An 18025-nucleotide genomic window follows, 5' to 3' on the forward strand; every position below is an offset into this window, starting at 1 on the left:
CCGATCATGTCCGCGATTACCCCGGAGGTAAGCGATCCTTCGCTGCGCGCGCTCCTTTTGCGGGGAAGGGCCGCGGTCAAGCGCTTCAAATTGCAGCATGAACGCGAGTTGATCGGGGTGCGACCAACGGGCATCGCTGCCGCCCAAGGATGCTTCATGTCTGCCATTTCGAAGTTGCTGCCCGCCGTTCTCGCCGGAACGCTTGTCGTCTCCCTCGCCGATGGCGCATCGGCCACACCGAAGCGGTTGCCATTGCCATCGGACCCCGCGCCAGTGGCGGTGGAGGAACAGGCCCCGCCCGCGCGGCCTCCACGGCAGTTCTTTCCCGAAATGAAAGTGCAGCCGCTGACGCCGGAGCTCGAACAGGCGCTAATAGCCAAGGACAGCTTCAGGGAGTGCGACGTCTGCCCCGAAATGGTGGTGGTGCCGAAAGGCGCGTTCATGATGGGCACGCCGGCCAACGAACCCGACCGCTTCAAGGGCGAAGACCCGATCCATCGCGTCAGTTTCGCAAAACCGTTCGCGGTCGGCCGCTTCGCCATTTCGTTCGACGAATGGGACGCCTGTCTCGCCGACGGCGGCTGTGGCGGCATCAAGGGCGATGACAAGGGATTCGGCCGCGGCCGCATGCCGGCGCAGGGCATCAATTTCGAGGCCGCGAAACTATATCTGGCCTGGCTGTCGAAGAAGGTCGGCCGCACCTATCGGCTGCCCAGCGAATCCGAGCGCGAATATTTCACCCGCGCCGGCACCATTACGCCGTTCTGGTTCGGCAATACGATCAGCGGGCAGAACGCCAGCTACAAGGCGTCAATTCCGTATGGCAATGGGCCGCGCGGCCTGGACAGCAAGGGCCCTGCGGTGGTGGATTCCTACGCGCCCAATCCGTTCGGCCTGTATCAAGTTCATGGCAACGTGTTCGAATGGACGGAAGATTGCTTCAACAAGCGCTACAATGAAGACACGCCTGTCGACGGCTCGCCATGGCTGGAAGGCGATTGCCAGAAGCGCATGCTGCGCGGCGGCACCTGGGACTGGTCAGCCAACATGGTGCGCGCGGGCTATCGCGAGAATGCGATCATCGGCGGCGGCCACAGCTTTCGCGTGGTACGGACGCTGAACGTGCAGCCGTGAGGCCGGCTGCACGTTCAGCGTTTCTCACAGTCGGGCGACGACCGCCTACGGGTTGAAGTGATAGTTCACGCCGAACTTCACGAGGTGCAGGTCCTGGGTGACCTTGGTGGCCGTTGCGCTGATCTGGACACCAGCGCCGAAGGGCCCGCCCACCGCAGTGCCCTGCAACTGGACCTGTTGCGCGAACATCTTGATGTAATCGTATTCGGCCTTGACCGACCAGTTCGGCGCGAAGGCATATTCGCCACCGGCGCCGATGACCGCGCCGGTGTGAACGGCCTTGCCGGCGTAATTGATCGATACGGCGAGGAGGCTCTGCGTCGCCACGGCGGTGTGTTGCTCCTCGGCGATTGCGAGGCCGCCCTTGCCGTAAAGCATCAATTTGTCGCCGACGACAAAGCCGGCGCGCGCGCTGGCGAGCGCGAGCCAGTCGATCTTGCTGGTGTACGTCGTGTCCAGGAAGCCGCCGACAGTGGAGCCGCCAGCGTTGCCCTTGATATCGGTGGCGAGGATTTCGCCTTCGACACCGAAGACAAAGCGGCCTACTTGCGCATTGACGCCGATGGTGCCGCCCGCGAGCCAGCTCGAATTGTCAAAGCGCGGCAGGCTGGTGCCCGGCGCGATGCCGAAAACATCCGGCCATTGCGTCTGGCCCCAGCCATAGCCGCCCTGCGCGCCGATATAGGCGCCGGTCCAGTTGGTGCCCGGCGCCGCCGGCACAGGGGCAAAGGACGGATCGGGAGCAATACCGCCGAAGCGATAATTGACGCCGAGCCTGGCGACATGGATGGACTGCTCGATGCGATTGTTGGCGGCAAACGGCGTGGTGACGCCGTTTGTGGTGACCTGCCCCGTCAGCCGCGAGGTGCCGGCGCCGAAATGATGGTAGTTGTATTCGGCGAGGATCGACCACGGACCAACAAGCGCATATTCGGCGCCGAAGCCCAGCATCGGTGCGTAGCGGGTTTCCGAACCGCTTAGACTGGCGCTTTGGATGAGGGGCACGCCGCCGAGAACCGCGTTCACATTGACAAGGTAATCGTGCTTCTCGTGCGCCGCCGTGATGCCGCCCTTGGCAAAGACAAACCAGCGATCGGCCGCGATGCCGGCGCGCCCTGCGAATGTCACGAGACTATCGATCTTCGACGTCGCGCGGGTCTCGACGGTGCCGAAGGCGGCTCCGCCCATGGTCGAGACACCGGTTCCCTTGATGTCGGCCCAGGAGCCGTCGAGCTCCAGACCGAACACGACGCTGCCGAGTTGCTTGTTGATGCCGACCTGGCCGCCGACCAGCGGACCGCGCGCAACGAAGTCCGCCGGCCCGTTCGACTCCCAGTCCTTCATGCCACCGCCGTAACCGGCGTGGGCGCCGATATAAACGCCGCTCCAGTCGAGACCTGCGGCAACAATCGGGCTTGCTTTCAAGGGCATATCAGCGGCGGAAGCGCCGGCCGCACTCGCGGCAAGCACCGAAACGGCAAAAGCTATTTTTTTTCATTACAATTCCAATGACCCAAGTCCAATGACCCAAGGACGACGGCGCAACGTGGGCGCTGGGGTGCACCCTAATCGGGATCATAGCTGGTCAAAAGTTCCCTATCGTATAAATTACGGTATTTACCAGATTTTCCGTTGATCTTGTGGCTTTTGCGATACTGTCCGCAAAATAATCGGTAATTCGGCTACGAAAGCCCCAAAGGGCCTTTGCAGAGGCGCGCTGGCCGATCAAATTCCGGAAGACTTGCGAAATTTTTAAAGAGGTCGCGATGGCGAAACTGGACGATACTGACCGCCAACTCCTGATGCTGCTGCAGGAGGACGACCGCCAGCCGCTGGCTGTTCTCAGCGAGAAAATCGGCGTCGCCGTTTCCACCATCAACGACCGCATCAAACGGCTGATTCGATCCGGCATCATTTCGGGCTTCCACGCCCGCATCGCGCCGGAAGCCGTGGGACTCGATCTGCTCGCCTTCATCATGGTGAGCTGGAGCAACCCGAAGATCGAGGCGGGTTTCCTGGAAAGGGTGAAGGCTTCACCCGACGTGCTGGAGTGCCACCACATCACCGGCGCCTGGAATTATCTCCTCAAGGTTCGCGTCGGCACCACGCGCGACCTCGAACGATTCCTCAGCGAGACGGTCAAGGCGGTGGACGGCGTGGAGCGAACGGAGACACTGATCACGCTGTCGTCGACGAAAGAGATCTGGAGCGTCAGCCTTTAGCCGAGGGCCTCACACGGTCGACGGCTTCAACGATCCCGTCAGCGAGGCTCGCTGCGACAGCTCGATCCAGTTGCCGTCGGGATCACGCACCATCGAGATTCTGGCCGTGGTCCCGAGCGTGACCGGCGCGCGCGCCTCGCGACCGCCATGTGCCAGCACGTAAGCGTGCTCGCGGTCGACCTCGAACACCTGGAACGTGATGTAGCGCCAGCCCTTGCCGTCGAACGCGGCATCGTCAGGCGCGTCCGCGGCCGGCTCGACGATCAGTACCGTGTCGCCTGCAAGGAAGCTCATCGCGCCATCGGCCGGCTCGCCCTGCGGCAATCCAAGCGCCTCGCTGTAGAAGCGGCAATGCGCCTCGACGTCGCGAACGCCAAGACGGATGCCGATGCGTTCGATTCCGAACATCCCCTTCGGCACCAGCACGACACGATTGCCTTCCGGATCGATCATCGGCTTCGGCACAGCAACATCATCGCGCGCAATCAACAGCTCGCGATAGCCGGACGGCGGATTATCGGGCAGCGGCTCGTAGACCTCGTTGATCTTCAGGATCGAGCCGCGGAGATCGTGGCGGTGCTGCTTGTAGCCGCGGCGGATCGGCTGCGTGTAGTCGAACGGCAGGCCGATCTGGTTCTGCCAGAACGCCAGCGCCGCCGACGCGTTGTTGGTGGCAAAGCCGATGTCGATGCGGGGTTTGGCGAGGTTCATTGCGGCCTTCGGACAGCGAGATCGACTAATTCCGGCCGACGGTAAGACAGCCAACTCCGCGCGACAACCATGCGCTGGCGGCGGGGTTCGAGGATTGCCTTGCCCTTCCCCACCCCGTAGGTTTGGCGCTGAGCAATTCCAAAAACAATAAGTCCGGAGAGAAAACCCCATGGCACGCCTGAAGTTCGGAGCCTTTCTCGCCCCGCATCATCCGATCGGCGAACATCCGCTGCTGCAATTCCGCCGCGACCTCGATTTCGTCGAGCAGATCGACACGCTCGGCTTCGACGAATTCTGGTGCGGCGAGCACCATTCCTCGGGCTGGGAGATGATCGCCTCGCCGGAAATGTTTTTGGCGGCTGCCGGCGAACGCACCAAGCGGATCAAGCTCGGCACCGGCGTGATCTCGCTGCCCTATCACCATCCCTATAACGTCGCGCAGCGCATGGTGCAGCTCGACTGGATGACCGGCGGCCGCGCGATCTTCGGCTCCGGTCCAGGGGCGCTTGCCTCCGACGCGCATACGCTCGGCATCGACCCGATGACGCAGCGCGACCGACAGGACGAAGCGCTCGCGATCATCCGCCGGCTGTTCAAAGGCGAACGCGTCACCGCCAAGAGCGACTGGTTCACGATGAACGACGCCGCGCTGCAATTGCTGCCGCTGCAGGAAGAGATGCCCTGCGTGGTGGCGTCGCAGATCTCGCCCTCGGGCATGACGCTCGCCGGCAAATACGGCATCGGCATCATCTCGCTCGGCTCGATGTCGACGCAGGGCCTGATGGCGCTGCCGACGCAATGGGGGTTTGCCGAGGACGCCGCCAGGAAGGCCGGCACCACCGTGAGCCGTTCCGACTGGCGCGTGCTGCTAAGCTGGCACATCGCCGAGACCCGCGAACAGGCGCAGCGCGAGGCCGGCCCCGGTCTGATGCGCTGGCACAACGAATATAATGTCCGCACGCTGCAGCGGCCGGGCCTGGAGCCGTTCACCTCGCCGGAGGACGCGATTGAGAAAACCGCCGGCGGCGAAAACGCTGCGTCCACCATCGGCACGCCGGATGACCTGGTCAAAACCATCAAGAACCTGATGCAGGTCTCGGGCGGCGTCGGCACCATCATCGGCTTCGTGCACGACTGGGCCAACCCGGAAAATACCCGCCGGAGCTGGGACATGGTCGCGCGCTACGTGATCCCGGAGATCAACGGCTACGTCAAGGGATTGCGCGAGTCGCAGACATTCCTGATCGAGAACCGCGCGGTGTTCGAGCGGGCGGGTCAGGCCGTGATGGCGAAAATCATGGAGAACGAAAAGGCGGCTGCCGCTTTGCAGCACACCGGCCCGGGCCGCGTGGCGATCCCGACCATCAACGCGCCGGATTTGCAGAAGGAAGCGGCCAAGCGCAAGGCGTGATGCTTTTGCAAGGGGCGCGGAGATCTCTCCCCGTCATTGCGAGCCAACGGGTCGCGCGAATGCGCGCCCGATGACAGGCTCCGCGAAGCAATCCATCGTGCGGCATAACGGATGAATGGATTGCTTCGTCGCTTCAGCGCAAAATTGCTTTGCAATTTTGTCGCGAGCTCCTCGCAATGACGGGATTGGCAGCCTTGCCCTATTGTCGAACCGGGAGCGCCCCTACTTCCCGTAATATTCCTGCACGGTGTCCCACGCGACGTTCTGCAGGAACGCTACGGTTGGTCCGTCGAGGCCGGCGAGATGGGCGTTGCCGACCGGCGAGCGCCCGGTGAGCGCCGCAAAGACCACGCAGGAGGCGAGATAAGTGCCGGCCAGGCTCGGATGGCGCTTGTCGGCGGCGTACAGATTGATCTCGGGCTGCCTGTCGAGCGCTTTCGCGAAGGCAAGGCCCGCCGGGATCACCAGCGCGTTGTTCGCATTGCCTGCGATCGTATAGGCCTCGGCAAGCTGCGCCGTCATTTCCGGCTTGTCGGCATAGGCCCACGACATGAAGAACACCGGCCTCGTGCCCTTGGCGCGCACGATCTCGCTGCTCTTTTTGGCAAACTCGGTGAATACCGACTTGAGCGTCGGATGGATCGGGCACTGACTGCAATCCATCATGATGGCGACGTCGAACAATTTGTCGAGCTTGTTGAAGACGACGTTGTTCCGCTCGTCGAAGGAATAGGAACCGACCGCCTTCGGGCGGAAATAGCTTTCGACATCATGCCAGTCGATGCCGGAGCCGCTGATGGTCACCGAGGTGGCGCGGTAGGCCTGCTTGTTGGCGGCGTCGGCGGCCCGCTGCATCGCCAGCACGTGGCTGTGCATGCTGTTGTTGTAATAGAAAAAGCTGTTGCCGATGAAAATCTCGGTTTTGGGAAAATCCGGCCCCAGCGTTTTGACCGACGGTTTGGTCTGGGCCTGCGCCAAAGAATTTCCGCCCAGCGCGACCAACGCAAGCACGAGCAATCCAAACATCCGCGGCATGTCTACCCCCCTGCCCATTTGATTTCGGAGCATCCTAGCACATGCTCGCGGCTTTGTGACGCGATCCGGGCATCCGAGGCATGGCGCCGGCCAAGCGCACGCTTTGCCGCATCTAAACAAGGAGTTACTCCCCCCGGGGGCAGCCAACACGAGCCGCCCGTGCCGATATTTAAAGCCGCGACAAAGCCGCCGGCACGGTGGATAATATTTGCGATTTTCGCAGATCGCCCGGAGCAATTGCCATGTCGATGCAGAGTGTTGCTTCTCCTGCCAATATCCCGGTGCCGCCGAAGCCCAAGGCGTTACGGCACATTCCCGGTAATGAGGGCTGGCCGTTTATCGGCAACACGCTGGCGGTGCTGGCCGACCCCAAAGGACAGATTGAGAAGTCGGCTGCCAAATACGGTCTGATCTACCGCACCCATCTGTTCGGCGAGACCAGCATAACGATGCTCGGGCCCGAGGCCAACGAGCTCGTGCTGTTCGACCAGGCGCGCCTGTTCTCCTCCACCCATGGCTGGGGACCGATCCTCGGCCTGTTGTTTCCGCGCGGGCTGATGCTGCTGGATTTTGAAGAGCACCGCCTGCACCGCCGCGCGCTGTCGGTCGCGTTCAAGTCGGGGCCGATGAAGTCCTACCTCGTCGATCTCGACCGCGGCATTGCCGCGCGGGTCAAGCAGTGGAAGGCGCAGCCGGGCGAGATGCTGGTGTATCCGGCGATGAAGCAGCTCACGCTCGATCTGGCGGCGACGTCGTTCCTCGGCGCCGACATCGGGCCCGAGGTCGACGAGATCACCCGCGCCTTCATCGACATGGTGGCCGCTGCCGTGGCGCCGATCCGGCGGCCGCTGCCGTTCACGCAGATGGGTCGCGGCGTTGCAGGCCGCAAGCGGATCGTTGCCTACTTCGCCGAGCAGATTCCGATCCGCCGCGCGCGGGGCGGCGGCAATGACCTGTTCTCGCAACTGTGCCAGGCGACGCACGAGGACGGTGCGCTGCTGTCAACCCAGGACATCATCGACCACATGAGTTTTCTGATGATGGCGGCGCATGACACGCTGACATCGTCGCTGACCTCCTTTGTCGGCGAGCTTGCCGCCCACCCCGAATGGCAGCAGCAGTTGCGCGAGGAAGTCAAAGGTCTCGGCATCGAGGCCAACGATCCCTCCAGCATCGACAATCTCGAAAAGATGCCGCTGTCGGAAATGGCGTTCAAGGAAGCGCTGCGACTGAAGCCGCCGGTGCCGTCGATGCCGCGCCGCGCGGTGCGCGACTTTTCGTTTAGGGGGTACGACCTTCCCGCCGGCACGCTGGTCGGTGTCAACCCGCTGTTCACGCACCATATGCCGGAGATCTGGTCTGAGCCGGACAAGTTCGATCCGATGCGTTTCTCTGACGAAGCGCAGCGCAGCCGCCATCGTTTTGCGTGGGTGCCGTATGGCGGCGGCGCGCATATGTGCCTCGGCCTGCACTTCGCCTACATGCAGGCGAAATGTTTTGCGCGGCATTTCCTGCAGAATCTCGAAGTATCGCTGGAGCCCGGCTACAAATCGGATTGGCAGATGTGGCCGATCCCGAAACCGCGGGATGGCTTGCGCGTGGTGTTGAAGGCGGTGTGAGGTCTGGTGTGTAGGGTGGGCAAAGCGCAGCGTGCCCACCATCCCCAGAGTGCGGCCTAGAATGGTGGGCACGCTTCGCTTTGCCCACCCTACGATCTGACGCCTTCACTTCACGAGCGTCGTGAGTTGCGCGCCCTCGTCGGCCACGAACACCGCGATCAGTTCGGCCGGCTCGGTCATGCTGGCATTGGCCGAGACCAGATGCACGGCGCCGGGCGGCTCGAAGAAGGATTGCCCGACCCCAAACGTCTCGACCGGACCGCCCGCCAATTGCGAGCGGATTTCACCCTTGGTGACATAGGCGGTGACCGAACCGGCATGCCGGTGCGCAGGCGTGAACCCGCCGGGGCCGTAGAACACGCGCACGATCGTCACGCGTTTGCCCGCCACGTTGGGCAACGCATGCGAGGAGATCGGCTCGACGACGTCCTGTGCAGACGAAACGCTGTTGGCGCAAAGCGGCTCGATGATCGCCGAGACAGCATCCATGGTCGACGGCAGCGCCTTGCCGATGACAAAGGCGCAGGCGAGGCCGGCGATGACGGCGAGGTAGAACGGACGGCCTTCTGATGTCGGTGATAGTCGGAATGTTGCAGACATTTGCGTCTCTCTCCCTGTTGGCTCAACTTTGGCCGTCATTGCCCGCGACAAACGCGAAGCGTTTGCGCAAGGGAGCGAAGCGACGAAACAATCCACTGCTCGGCACCATGGATTGCTTCGCTTCGCTCGCAATGACGGGTGAAAGTGGACTACGCGCCCTGATCGAACGCTTTCTTCAGCGTAACATAGCCCTGCTGCTGCTGGCTCCAGTTGCGGCCGCCCGTCATGGCGCCGTCAACCACCAGGTCGTGGCCGTTGATGAAGGAGGATTCGTCGCTCGCCAGAAACACCGCAGCATGCGCGATATCCTCGGACAGGCCGGCACGCGGTATCGGCTGGACCGATTTGTAGATCTCGCGCATGACAGAAGCGGTCTTTTCGGCAGCCTCCACAGGCAGGCCCAGCGCCTTGCCGATAATGCCCGTCGCGATCGCGCCGGGCGAGATCGAGTTCACGCGGACGTTGGCCTCGCCGAGTTCCATTGCCACGCATTTGGTGAGGTGGATGACGGCGGCCTTCGCCGCGCTATAGACCATCGACGACGAAAAGCCGGCCAGGCGGCCGGCGATGCTGCCATTGTTGATGATGCTGCCGGAGCCCTGTTTGCGCATATAGGGCGCAGCATGTTTCATGCCGAGCATTACGCTGCGCACCAGCGTCGCCATCGCCGCGTCGAAGCGCTCGACCTCGAGGCCTTCGATGCCGCCGGTCTGCGCCGGACCACCGGCATTGTTGAACAGGCAATCGATGCGGCCGAACTTCTCCACCGAAAGGGCGATCAGCGCCTTCATCTGCTCTTCCACCGTGACGTCGGTCTGGCGGAATATGCAGTTGGCGCCGAGCTTTTTGGCCAGCGCCTCGCCCTCCGGCGCGCGCCGCCCGGCAATCACGATCTTCGCGCCTTCGGCGACGAAGATCTCCGCAGTGTGCAGTCCGATACCGCTCGTCGCGCCGGTAATGACCGCGACCTTGCCATCCAGCCGCCCCATGTCGTCGTCCCCCTGTTGATCTCAGTTGAATCCAATATTCCCGGCTGCCGGGAACAACGCAAGCGAGCTTGTTCCATCGCGCACCTGCCCGCTGATCCGGCTGGACGGCCTCCGTTCACGGTGAAATCCCGGGATTCCAGCAGGTTCGGCCATATTTTGGATTCGCTGATCACGTGAAGTGACAATTCCGATGAAGAAATTGATCGACGAGTTCCGGCGCGGCTGGCAGGGAATTTCCCAGCCCTCGCTGCTTTTCAGCGCGGTCTTCGCCGCCGGCTGCCTCGCTTTGTCGACAATCGCGCGGTGGGGCATAGCCCAGCTCCGTCCCGACGTATTCTTCACGCCCTATTTCCCGGCCGTGTTCCTGGCCGCCGCCGTCGGCGGCGCCCGGGTCGGGATCGCGACCGCAATCGCGGGAGGCGCGCTCGGCGTCGCCGTCAATTTCAGTACCGCCATTGCCGATTCCGCGCGGTTTGCGCTGCTCGTGATGTTCTGGGCAGTTTGCGGCTTCGCCATCTGGGGCGTCGAGCATTACCGGACGATCGTGGCACAACAGCGGGAAGATGCGAAGCGCCTGATCAAGGAAGAGGAATACCGCAAGCTCCTGGTCGAGGAATTGCAGCACCGGCTCAAGAACAAGACGTCGACGATCCATGCCGTGCTGCACCAGGTGCTGCAGAACCAGCCGCAGATCTGGGGCACCATCGATAGCCGCCTCCGCGCGCTGTCGGCAACCGACGATTTGATCGCGCGGCTGGACGGCCGCGGCTGCGACATCAAGGATATGCTGCATTCCGAACTCGGGCCGTACGGTCACGTCCGGTTCAATCTGAACGGCGATCCGCTGTTCCTGCCGGCCAAACTGGCGGTCAGCCTGGCGCTGATCTTTCACGAACTGGCCACCAACGCAGGCAAGTACGGCGCGTTTTCTTCGGCCCGCGGGCTGTTGCAGGTGTCGTGGTCGGTGTCGGAAAGTCGCCTCAACGTCACCTGGGATGAAACGGAAGGTCCCGTGGTTGAAAACGTCGGTCCGGCGGGCTTCGGCACCAAGCTGCTGCAATCGGCGCTTCGCGCGTTCGACGGCAAGACGGAGATCCGCTTCCTGAAGACCGGCGTTCATTGCACGATGCAATGCCGGATTCCGGCGAATTAGAGCGTTTCCAGCGAAGTCCCGACGCAAAACCTCCGTCGGGCTGGCAAAGCGCGCGCGAACCGCCATTCGCCTCACATGCGGCCCTCTGCTTCGGCGTTGACATTCTGTTAATGACAATCAAGCCCAACGCCGCTGGAAATCGCCGACTTCTACGGTTGTTACGGCTTTTCGCAGTTCCGCTTAACCAATGCTACAAGGGACTTTGCCAAGCTCGGTGGCATGCATAGTCCCAACAAGCACAACTTTCAGACGGCGGCGACGCAAGCCAGTGATGAAAGCAATTTTGAATCCGAATTGAACATCCTGCGGGATGTCTTCAGGTTACTTCCGGCCGGCGTGACGGTTCAGGACGAGCACGGCGAGTTCGTGCTGATGAACGATGCCGCGACTGCCCTGCTGGAGGCGGCCGCCGCGGCGCCGTCGGCCTCGCAATTGAGCGATCGCCGGGAAACCTGCCTCGAATTGCTGCGTACCGGCCGCCCGGCCGTGCTGGAAGAAGCCATTGCCGGCGGTCCGGCCAAAAAGGTGTTTCTCACCTCGCATCGGCCCGTCCAGGTCGCCGGGCGCAATCTGCTGATCTCGAGCTCGACCGACATCAGCGAGCAGAAGGCGTTCGAGGATCACCTGTTCCGCTCCGCCTATTACGACGAGCTGACCGGCCTGCCGACGCGGCGCGTGATCGAGCATCGCGTCAACAGTCTGCTGAAGTACGACAACGGACAGGGCCGCTTCGCACTGGCGTTTCTCGACATCGACAATTTCAAGCACATCAACGACTATTACGGACACGCGGTCGGCGACGCGCTGCTGGTGGAGATGGCCAAGCGGCTGGGGCTGGACCTGCGCGACTCCGACATCCTGTCGCGGATCAGCGGCGACGAGTTCGTGCTGCTGCTCAACCCGATCCAGAGCGACGCCGAGGTCGAAGAGTACATCCACTTCATCCTGCAGCGGCTGAAGGCGCCGTTCTTCATCGACCAATCCGAGATATTCGCCTCGACCTCGATCGGCGTCAGCCTCTATCCCGAACACGGGCGCAGCTACGAGGTGCTGCGCCAGAACGCCGACATCGCGATGTACCGCGTCAAGAACGGCAGCAAGGGCGCCGCGGCGTTCTTCGATGCCAGCATGGAGCGCGAGGCGCTGGCGCGGATGAAGATCGAGCAATCGCTGCGGCTGGCTATCCTGGAAAAGCGCTTTTGCTGCGCCTTCCAGCCCAAGGTCGATATCCGGACCCAGGAAATCACGGGCGTTGAGGCGCTGGTGCGCCTGCGCGACGACGAGGGGGTGATTCAGGCCCCCAGCACCTTCATCAACCTTGCCACCGAACTCGGCCTGATCGACGAACTGACCCATCTGGTGCTGGCGGAGATCGTCAAGTCGATCGACCTGATCAACGAGACCTTCGGCCCCGACACCACGATCAGCATGAACGTCGCGGCCAAGCAGGCCGGCAATCCCGAATTCATGCGGCCGTTCGCCGAGGCGCTCGAGGCCACCGGATTTCCAGCGCGCTTCATGATCGAGGTGACGGAAGACGCCTTCGTCACCAAGACGCATTTCCAGGACGATATCCTGCCGTTCTTTCGCAAGCTCGGCGTCAAGATCTCGATCGACGATTTCGGCATCGGCTATTCGTCGCTGTCGGCGCTGGCCGACATTACCGCCGACGAGATCAAGATCGACCGCTCCTTCATCACCGACATCCACAAGCGTCCGCGTAGCCAGGGTATCCTGCGGGCGATCGAGTCCCTGAGCGAAGCGCTCGGCATGACCGTGATCGCCGAAGGGCTCGAAAGCTTCGAGGAACTGGCCTATCTGCAGGCCGCGACCAGGATTCGCTACGCCCAGGGCTACTACTTCTCAAGACCGGTTTTCCTGGAAGACCTCAAGCTCGCGACCCCGCGCGCCAGCGAGGCGCGCGCCAGTCTCGTCAGCCGACCCGCGCCGGAAACCCGCGCCGCCTACGCACGCAGCGGCGGCTATCGCCGCTGAGGGACGGGCGCTTGCCGCGGTTTGGCGCTTCATTCCCGCAGACAGAGCGGCAGAAGCAGTCGAATACCGCTCCCTCTCGCGATCGCGTCGCCCGAAGGACACGCGATTAAGCCTTAGGTAACCGGATTTCCTAACGGCTTATGACATCTGCCCATCGTATGCATGTTCCCGGGAAGGGAGAATGCGCGGCCTGTTTCACTACCTGCACGGAATGAAGGCCCGAACCGCAGCCGCGGGGCGGCACCTTGCCGCGACGGTCCGGGGGCCGGTGTTGTGGCTGACCCTTTGCGGCGGCTTGCTGGTCGCGGCGATTTTCGTCGGCACCATCATGATGGCCGGTGAATTTCGTGAGCGCGCGCTTCTCAACAGCGAACGCGAGCTGGAGAATACCGTCCTCCTGCTTGCCCGTCACTTCGACCAGCAGTTCGAAGACTCCGACACGCTCGCCGACGACGTGATCTCCCGGCTGCAAATTTACGGCATCGCCTCGGAGAAGGAATTCCGGAAACATGTCGGAAGCTCCGAAGCCCACGAGATCCTGAGGTCCAAGGCGGGCGTCCTGTCCTATCTCGGCGACATCTCGATCTTCGATTCCAATGGCGACATGGTCAACTGGTCGCGGCCGCTGCCGGCGCCTGCCCTCAATATCTCCGAACGGGCCTACTTCAAGAGCTTCAAGTTCGATTCGCGATCGCCATCCATTCTGACCGAGTCGGTTCGCAGCTATCTCACCGGTAATCTGAACTCCGTCATCGCCCACCGATTGCGAGGCGAAGATGGCGTTTTCCTCGGCGTGATGACGCGGCGCATCAACCCGGTCAACTACGAAAAATTCTTCGCTTCCGTAGCGCTCGGAACGGGCGCCGCCATCTCGATGTTTCATGCCGACGGCACCCTGCTGGCGCGCTATCCGCGGGTCGACGACCTGATCGGCCAGAATTTCGCAAAGGCGCCGCTGCTGCAGCGGGTCCGGGAGCGGGGCAGCCAGCAGACGCTGCGCGTACAAAGCCCGATCGACCAGACAGACCGGCTGGGATCTGCAGCCCCGCTCGGCCACTACTCGGGCATCGTGGTCGCGACCAACACGGTTACCGCCGCGCTCGCCGATTGGCGCGAACAAACCAGGTTCCTGGTCATCGCGGCAACGCTGGCGGCGACGGTGATCGCCCTGATCCTGTTCCTGATTATCAGGCAGATCACCCGGCAGAACCGCGAGGCGCAGCAACGGCTGGAAGCGGAACGAAGCCGGCTCGACACCGCGCTGAACAACATGATCCAGGGACTGGTGACGTTCGACGCCTCGGCGCGCCTCGTCACCTTCAACCGGCGCTATGTCGAAATGCACGGCCTGTCGGCCGACATCGTGAAGCCGGGTTGCCACTTCCGCGACCTGATGAAGCATCGCAAGGACAACGGATCGTTCGACGGCGACGTCGATGCGTTCTGCTCCCTTGTCATGCGAAACGTCGCGCGCGGTCAGGTCACCCACAGCGTCATGCAGTGCCAGGACGGACGCGCCTTCCTGGCCGTCAGCAGGCCGCTCGCGGACGGCGGCTGGGTCGCCACCATGGAAGACATCACCGAGCGGCTCAATCTCGAACAGGAGCGCGACCGCAACTACGCCTTCCTGAGCCAGATCATCGACCACATCCCCTCGCAGATCACCGTGAAGGACGTGCACGACCGGCGCTATTTGCTGGTCAACCGCGTGGCGGAAGCCCAGTTCGGCATTTCGCGCGACCTGATCGTCGGCAAGACGGCCCTTGACCTCTTTCCAAAAGCCGCTGCCGAGCTCATCGCGGCCGACGAGGAGAAAACGCTGCAATCTCCCGACGGCCTGTTCAAGGACGAGCACGTCTGGGAAACCCAGGGCATGGGCCCGCGCTACATCACCTCCAAGCGGCTCGGAATCCGCAATGCGGCGGGTCAGGCGCGCTACATCATCAACGTCGTCGACGACGTTACCGAGCGCCGGTTGGCCAACGAAAAGATCGCGCATCTGGCGCATTACGACGCGCTGACCGACCTTCCGAACCGGGTGCTGTTCCGCGAGCAGATCGAGCGCGAGCTTCGCAAGGCCGTTCGCGGCCAGCAGTTCGCGCTGCTCTATATAGACATCGACGAGTTCAAGGGCATCAACGACTCGCTTGGACACCATGTCGGCGATGAACTTTTGAAGGCGGTCGCGGCCAGCCTCAAGGATTGCACCAAGCCCGGCGATCTCATCGCCCGTCTCGGCGGCGACGAATTTGCGGTGATCCAGACCGCGGTCAGCGGCCGCGCCGAGGTCGAGGAATTCGTGACGCGTATTTACGAGGCGATACGCCAGCCCTATCAATGCCTCGGCCACCATCTTTCGACCGACGCCAGCGTCGGCATCGCGATCGCGCCCGAAGATGGCACCGAACTCGACCAGTTGATCAAGCACGCCGACCTCGCGATGTACGCCGCCAAGGCCGAGGGACGCCGCGTCCATCGCTTCTTCGAGCCTGCCATGGATGCCCGCGCCAAGGCGCGGCTCACCATGGAGCAGGACCTGCGGCAGGCATTGGCCGATGGCGACTTCGAAATCTACTACCAACCGCTACTCGATCTCGCGAGCGGCGAGGTGACGGGCTGCGAGGCGCTGTTGCGCTGGCACCATCCCGAACGCGGCATGGTCTCGCCGGCGGAATTCATTCCGGTCGCCGAGGATACCGGCCTGATCAACGAACTCGGCGACTGGGTCATGCAGACCGCCTGCAACGAGGCGGCCGGCTGGCCGTCGCGGGTCAGGCTCGCCGTCAACGTTTCGCCGATCCAGTTGAAGTCGCCGACGCTGGCGCTGCGGATCACCGGCGCGCTTGCCGCCTCCGGCCTGCCGCCCGACCGGCTCGAGATCGAAATCACCGAGGCGGTGCTGATCCATGACGACGAAAGCGCGCTGGCGATCCTGCATCAGCTCCGCGCCATCGGCGTGCGCATCGCGCTCGACGATTTCGGCACCGGCTTCTCCTCGTTGAGCTACCTGAAGCGGTTCCCGTTCGACAAGATCAAGATCGACCGCTGCTTCGTCAGCGACATCGAGGTCGACGGCTCGGCCGCGATCGTGCAGGCGGTGGTGAGCATCGCCGCAGCCCGCAACATGACCACGACCGCGGAAGGCGTCGAGACCGAGCAGCAGCGCGAGATGCTGCGTCAGCTCGGCTGCACCCAGATGCAGGGCTATCTGTTCAGCGCGCCGAAGCCGGCGGCCGAGGCGAGGCGATTGCTGGGCGCGCGATTGGAAGCTGCGACAGCGGTCGCCTGACGCCGTTCCAGCGCGTCGGTGTCGAGTATGGCTGCAATCGCCGAACTGTCTCCCGCCTCCAGCGTCGCGATGGCCTCTTTGGCCCAGAGGTAGGAGGCATCAAAGATCTCCGTGTGGCGATCGAAATCCGTCACGTCGATCCCGACCGGAGGCGGCGGCCGCATCACCGTATCGAACGGCCCGACCGGCAACGTATCGTAGCGCTGATGCGCCACGAGGCTTCGCCACAGCACGTTCACCGCGCTGGGTGCGGCGGGCAGCAACTTCTTGCGGAACGGCGTCAGCATGGCGGCGATCAGTTCGAACCGTCCGGGGAGCGACGCATAGTCGACGTCGAACATCTCCGCCGCCGGCTCGCCGAAATGCACGACCAGGTTGGGCCCGCTCTTGAGCTGGTGCATCGACGCCAAGGGCACGTTATCGATGAGACACCCATCGACCAGCATCGCCCCCTCCGGCGTGTAGAACGGCGGCAACAGTCCGGGGATCGCGCTCGATGCGCGCACCGCCTGCCAGAGCGGCCCCGTCCGGATCAGTTCGAGATTGTGGGTCGAAAGATTGGTGGCGACGGCGGCGAAGGGCCGCCAGCAATCCTCGATCCGGCAGTCGGGGCCGTACTGATGGGCAAGCGCGCGATCGAACGCCTTGTGATCCAGCAGCGCGTAACGCGGCCAGGTCGGCCGCCGAAAGCTTCTGCTCCTGACGAAGATCTCATGCGTGCCGCGCTCGAGATGCTCGGCTTCGAGATTTTTGGCAAAGCCGGCCACCATGGCAGAGCCGACGCTGGTGCCGACATAGATATCGAACATCACGCCGCGTTCGCGAAACGCCTTGTAGATTCCGACATGCGCCGTCCCAAAACTGCCGCCGCCGGCGGCGACGAAGCCGATCGCCCGGCCGCACAGAAAACGGATCAGACTGTCGATATCGATCTGGTCTTCGAGGGCGACATGGTGGTTCATGAACACCGGCAGCCTTGCCAGCCAGGCCGCGGTGCCAGAGACCTCGCCGCTTCGCCGGTCATGAACGCGGACGAGGCGTCTGGCCGAGACGGCATGAACCTCGCAGGCGAAGGCCTCGATTTCCGTCAGTGCGGCCGCAGGCGCACCCCCGCGGCACGCGAACACCACCATGTCGGCCTGACGGATGGCCTTGCGCGCCCAGGGCGAGGCTTCGCGGCCGCCGAGATAAACCACCAGTGGTGCGGTGTGTTCGAGCCTGTTGAGCCATTCGGTGACTTCATGCGCATCGAGCGCGCGGCCGGGAAACATCGCGTCGAGGCGGGCGGCGTCAACGATCTCGGCATGGGTGGCGGCCAGTCCGTCGCGCATCCGGCGCTCGAAAGCGCCCGGCAGCGGCTCCAATCCGCCGTCGATCAGCGCCACCGTTCGCGCCTTCGGCGAAGTAGGGAACGGCGCGATGCGCGCGGTCTCCTTGGCGAACCGCCGCGCCAGCGCGGCGAGCAGCGCCTCGACGATGGCGGGGGCTTCCTCGACCAGCTTCTGGTAGGCCGGGCGCGTCAACGCCAGCACGCTGGTGTCGCGGATGGCGATCACATCCGCCGTGCGCGGGACATTGGCGAAGAAGCCGATCTCGCCCACCAGCTCGCCGGCCCGAAGCTCGGCGATCGGCTCGAGATACCCGGTCTTGCGCACCGCGAGCGCACCATGCAGCACCAGGAAAAGCGAATCCGACGGCCCGCCTTGCGCAACCAGCATCTGCCCGCGCACCAGATCCTGGCGGACCATGGCGTTGAGAGCCTTCAGCCGCTGTTCGGAACTGAGCGTTCGAAACAGCGCGAACTCCTCCAGGGCGGAGCTCCACGCCAGTACCGAGCTCGATCCACTCATTTGGCGGTACCTAGTTT

13 protein-coding genes are annotated in these 18025 nt (G+C 63.3%); 7 read left to right on the forward strand and 6 right to left on the reverse strand.

Annotated elements, in window-relative coordinates; all coding sequences use genetic code 11:
* The first annotated feature begins 156 nt into the window (after positions 1–156).
* The gene (locus IVB05_RS41985) at positions 157–1134 is read left to right on the forward strand and encodes a formylglycine-generating enzyme family protein (RefSeq protein WP_247782038.1); all 978 of its coding nucleotides are present in this window, start codon (positions 157–159) and stop codon (positions 1132–1134) included.
* A 45-nt stretch (positions 1135–1179) separates the two neighbouring features.
* On the opposite strand, the gene IVB05_RS41990 is transcribed toward IVB05_RS41985, so the two are convergent.
* The gene (locus IVB05_RS41990) at positions 1180–2604 is read right to left on the reverse strand and encodes an outer membrane beta-barrel protein (protein WP_256473119.1); all 1425 of its coding nucleotides are present in this window, start codon (positions 2602–2604) and stop codon (positions 1180–1182) included.
* A 296-nt stretch (positions 2605–2900) separates the two neighbouring features.
* Here IVB05_RS41990 and IVB05_RS41995 point away from each other — a divergent pair, with 296 nt between their 5' ends.
* Positions 2901–3356 (forward strand): Lrp/AsnC family transcriptional regulator, encoded by a 456-nt coding sequence (locus tag IVB05_RS41995; RefSeq protein ID WP_247782040.1) that lies wholly within the window; start codon positions 2901–2903, stop codon positions 3354–3356.
* Between the two features lie 9 nt (positions 3357–3365).
* On the opposite strand, the gene IVB05_RS42000 is transcribed toward IVB05_RS41995, so the two are convergent.
* On the reverse strand, positions 3366–4067 hold the full coding sequence (locus IVB05_RS42000; RefSeq protein ID WP_247782041.1) for a VOC family protein: 702 nt from the start codon (positions 4065–4067) through the stop codon (positions 3366–3368).
* Between the two features lie 169 nt (positions 4068–4236).
* Between IVB05_RS42000 and IVB05_RS42005 the strand changes: the two genes are divergently transcribed.
* The gene (locus IVB05_RS42005; protein ID WP_247782042.1) at positions 4237–5478 is read left to right on the forward strand and encodes an LLM class flavin-dependent oxidoreductase; all 1242 of its coding nucleotides are present in this window, start codon (positions 4237–4239) and stop codon (positions 5476–5478) included.
* 222 nt (positions 5479–5700) lie between these two features.
* Here IVB05_RS42005 and IVB05_RS42010 read toward each other — a convergent pair whose 3' ends face one another.
* Complete coding sequence (locus IVB05_RS42010) at positions 5701–6513, reverse strand: hypothetical protein (RefSeq protein WP_247782043.1); 813 nt, start codon at positions 6511–6513, stop codon at positions 5701–5703.
* 242 nt (positions 6514–6755) lie between these two features.
* On the opposite strand from IVB05_RS42010, the gene IVB05_RS42015 reads away from it, so the two are divergent.
* Positions 6756–8132, forward strand: coding sequence for a cytochrome P450 (locus IVB05_RS42015; RefSeq protein ID WP_247782044.1), 1377 nt, complete (start codon positions 6756–6758; stop codon positions 8130–8132).
* Between the two features lie 105 nt (positions 8133–8237).
* On the opposite strand, the gene IVB05_RS42020 is transcribed toward IVB05_RS42015, so the two are convergent.
* Together IVB05_RS42020 and IVB05_RS42025 are read right to left on the reverse strand one after the other, a co-directional pair.
* On the reverse strand, positions 8238–8732 hold the full coding sequence (locus IVB05_RS42020; RefSeq protein ID WP_247782045.1) for a cupin domain-containing protein: 495 nt from the start codon (positions 8730–8732) through the stop codon (positions 8238–8240).
* Positions 8733–8881: 149 nt separating this feature from the next.
* On the reverse strand, positions 8882–9721 hold the full coding sequence (locus IVB05_RS42025) for a glucose 1-dehydrogenase (RefSeq protein WP_247782046.1): 840 nt from the start codon (positions 9719–9721) through the stop codon (positions 8882–8884).
* A gap of 190 nt (positions 9722–9911) precedes the next feature.
* Between IVB05_RS42025 and IVB05_RS42030 the strand changes: the two genes are divergently transcribed.
* The 3 genes from IVB05_RS42030 to IVB05_RS42040 all read left to right on the forward strand — a co-directional run bounded on the left by IVB05_RS42030 (position 9912) and on the right by IVB05_RS42040 (position 16158).
* Positions 9912–10874 carry a sensor histidine kinase gene (locus IVB05_RS42030; protein ID WP_247782047.1) on the forward strand — a complete coding sequence of 321 codons (963 nt, stop codon included), beginning with the start codon at positions 9912–9914 and terminating at the stop codon, positions 10872–10874.
* Positions 10875–11093: 219 nt separating this feature from the next.
* Positions 11094–12869: an EAL domain-containing protein gene (locus IVB05_RS42035; protein ID WP_247782048.1), complete on the forward strand. Its 1776-nt coding sequence runs from the start codon at positions 11094–11096 to the stop codon at positions 12867–12869.
* Positions 12870–13080: 211 nt separating this feature from the next.
* A complete protein-coding gene (locus IVB05_RS42040; protein WP_247787381.1) occupies positions 13081–16158 on the forward strand; it encodes an EAL domain-containing protein in 3078 nt (1025 codons plus the stop codon).
* Here the strand turns inward: IVB05_RS42040 and IVB05_RS42045 are convergent.
* Positions 16074–18008: a patatin-like phospholipase family protein gene (locus IVB05_RS42045; RefSeq protein ID WP_247782049.1), complete on the reverse strand. Its 1935-nt coding sequence runs from the start codon at positions 18006–18008 to the stop codon at positions 16074–16076. The two genes, IVB05_RS42040 and IVB05_RS42045, sit on opposite strands and share 85 nt — an antisense overlap.
* Positions 18009–18025: the final 17 nt, after the last annotated feature.

The organism is Bradyrhizobium sp. 170, assembly GCF_023101085.1.
Lineage (GTDB): Bacteria > Pseudomonadota > Alphaproteobacteria > Rhizobiales > Xanthobacteraceae > Bradyrhizobium.

Bases quoted from the DNA above. Each gene is read 5' to 3' on its own strand.
- IVB05_RS42010 (WP_247782043.1), bottom strand. From the start codon at position 6,513: ATGCCGCGGATGTTTGGATTGCTCGTGCTTGCGTTGGTCGCGCTGGGC.
- IVB05_RS41995 (WP_247782040.1), top strand. From the start codon at position 2,901: ATGGCGAAACTGGACGATACTGACCGCCAACTCCTGATGCTGCTGCAG.
- IVB05_RS42040 (WP_247787381.1), top strand. From the start codon at position 13,081: ATGAAGGCCCGAACCGCAGCCGCGGGGCGGCACCTTGCCGCGACGGTC.
- IVB05_RS42035 (WP_247782048.1), top strand. From the start codon at position 11,094: ATGCATAGTCCCAACAAGCACAACTTTCAGACGGCGGCGACGCAAGCC.
- IVB05_RS42005 (WP_247782042.1), top strand. From the start codon at position 4,237: ATGGCACGCCTGAAGTTCGGAGCCTTTCTCGCCCCGCATCATCCGATC.
- IVB05_RS42015 (WP_247782044.1), top strand. From the start codon at position 6,756: ATGTCGATGCAGAGTGTTGCTTCTCCTGCCAATATCCCGGTGCCGCCG.
- IVB05_RS42030 (WP_247782047.1), top strand. From the start codon at position 9,912: ATGAAGAAATTGATCGACGAGTTCCGGCGCGGCTGGCAGGGAATTTCC.
- IVB05_RS42000 (WP_247782041.1), bottom strand. From the start codon at position 4,067: ATGAACCTCGCCAAACCCCGCATCGACATCGGCTTTGCCACCAACAAC.
- IVB05_RS42025 (WP_247782046.1), bottom strand. From the start codon at position 9,721: ATGGGGCGGCTGGATGGCAAGGTCGCGGTCATTACCGGCGCGACGAGC.
- IVB05_RS42020 (WP_247782045.1), bottom strand. From the start codon at position 8,732: ATGTCTGCAACATTCCGACTATCACCGACATCAGAAGGCCGTCCGTTC.
- IVB05_RS42045 (WP_247782049.1), bottom strand. From the start codon at position 18,008: ATGAGTGGATCGAGCTCGGTACTGGCGTGGAGCTCCGCCCTGGAGGAG.
- IVB05_RS41985 (WP_247782038.1), top strand. From the start codon at position 157: ATGTCTGCCATTTCGAAGTTGCTGCCCGCCGTTCTCGCCGGAACGCTT.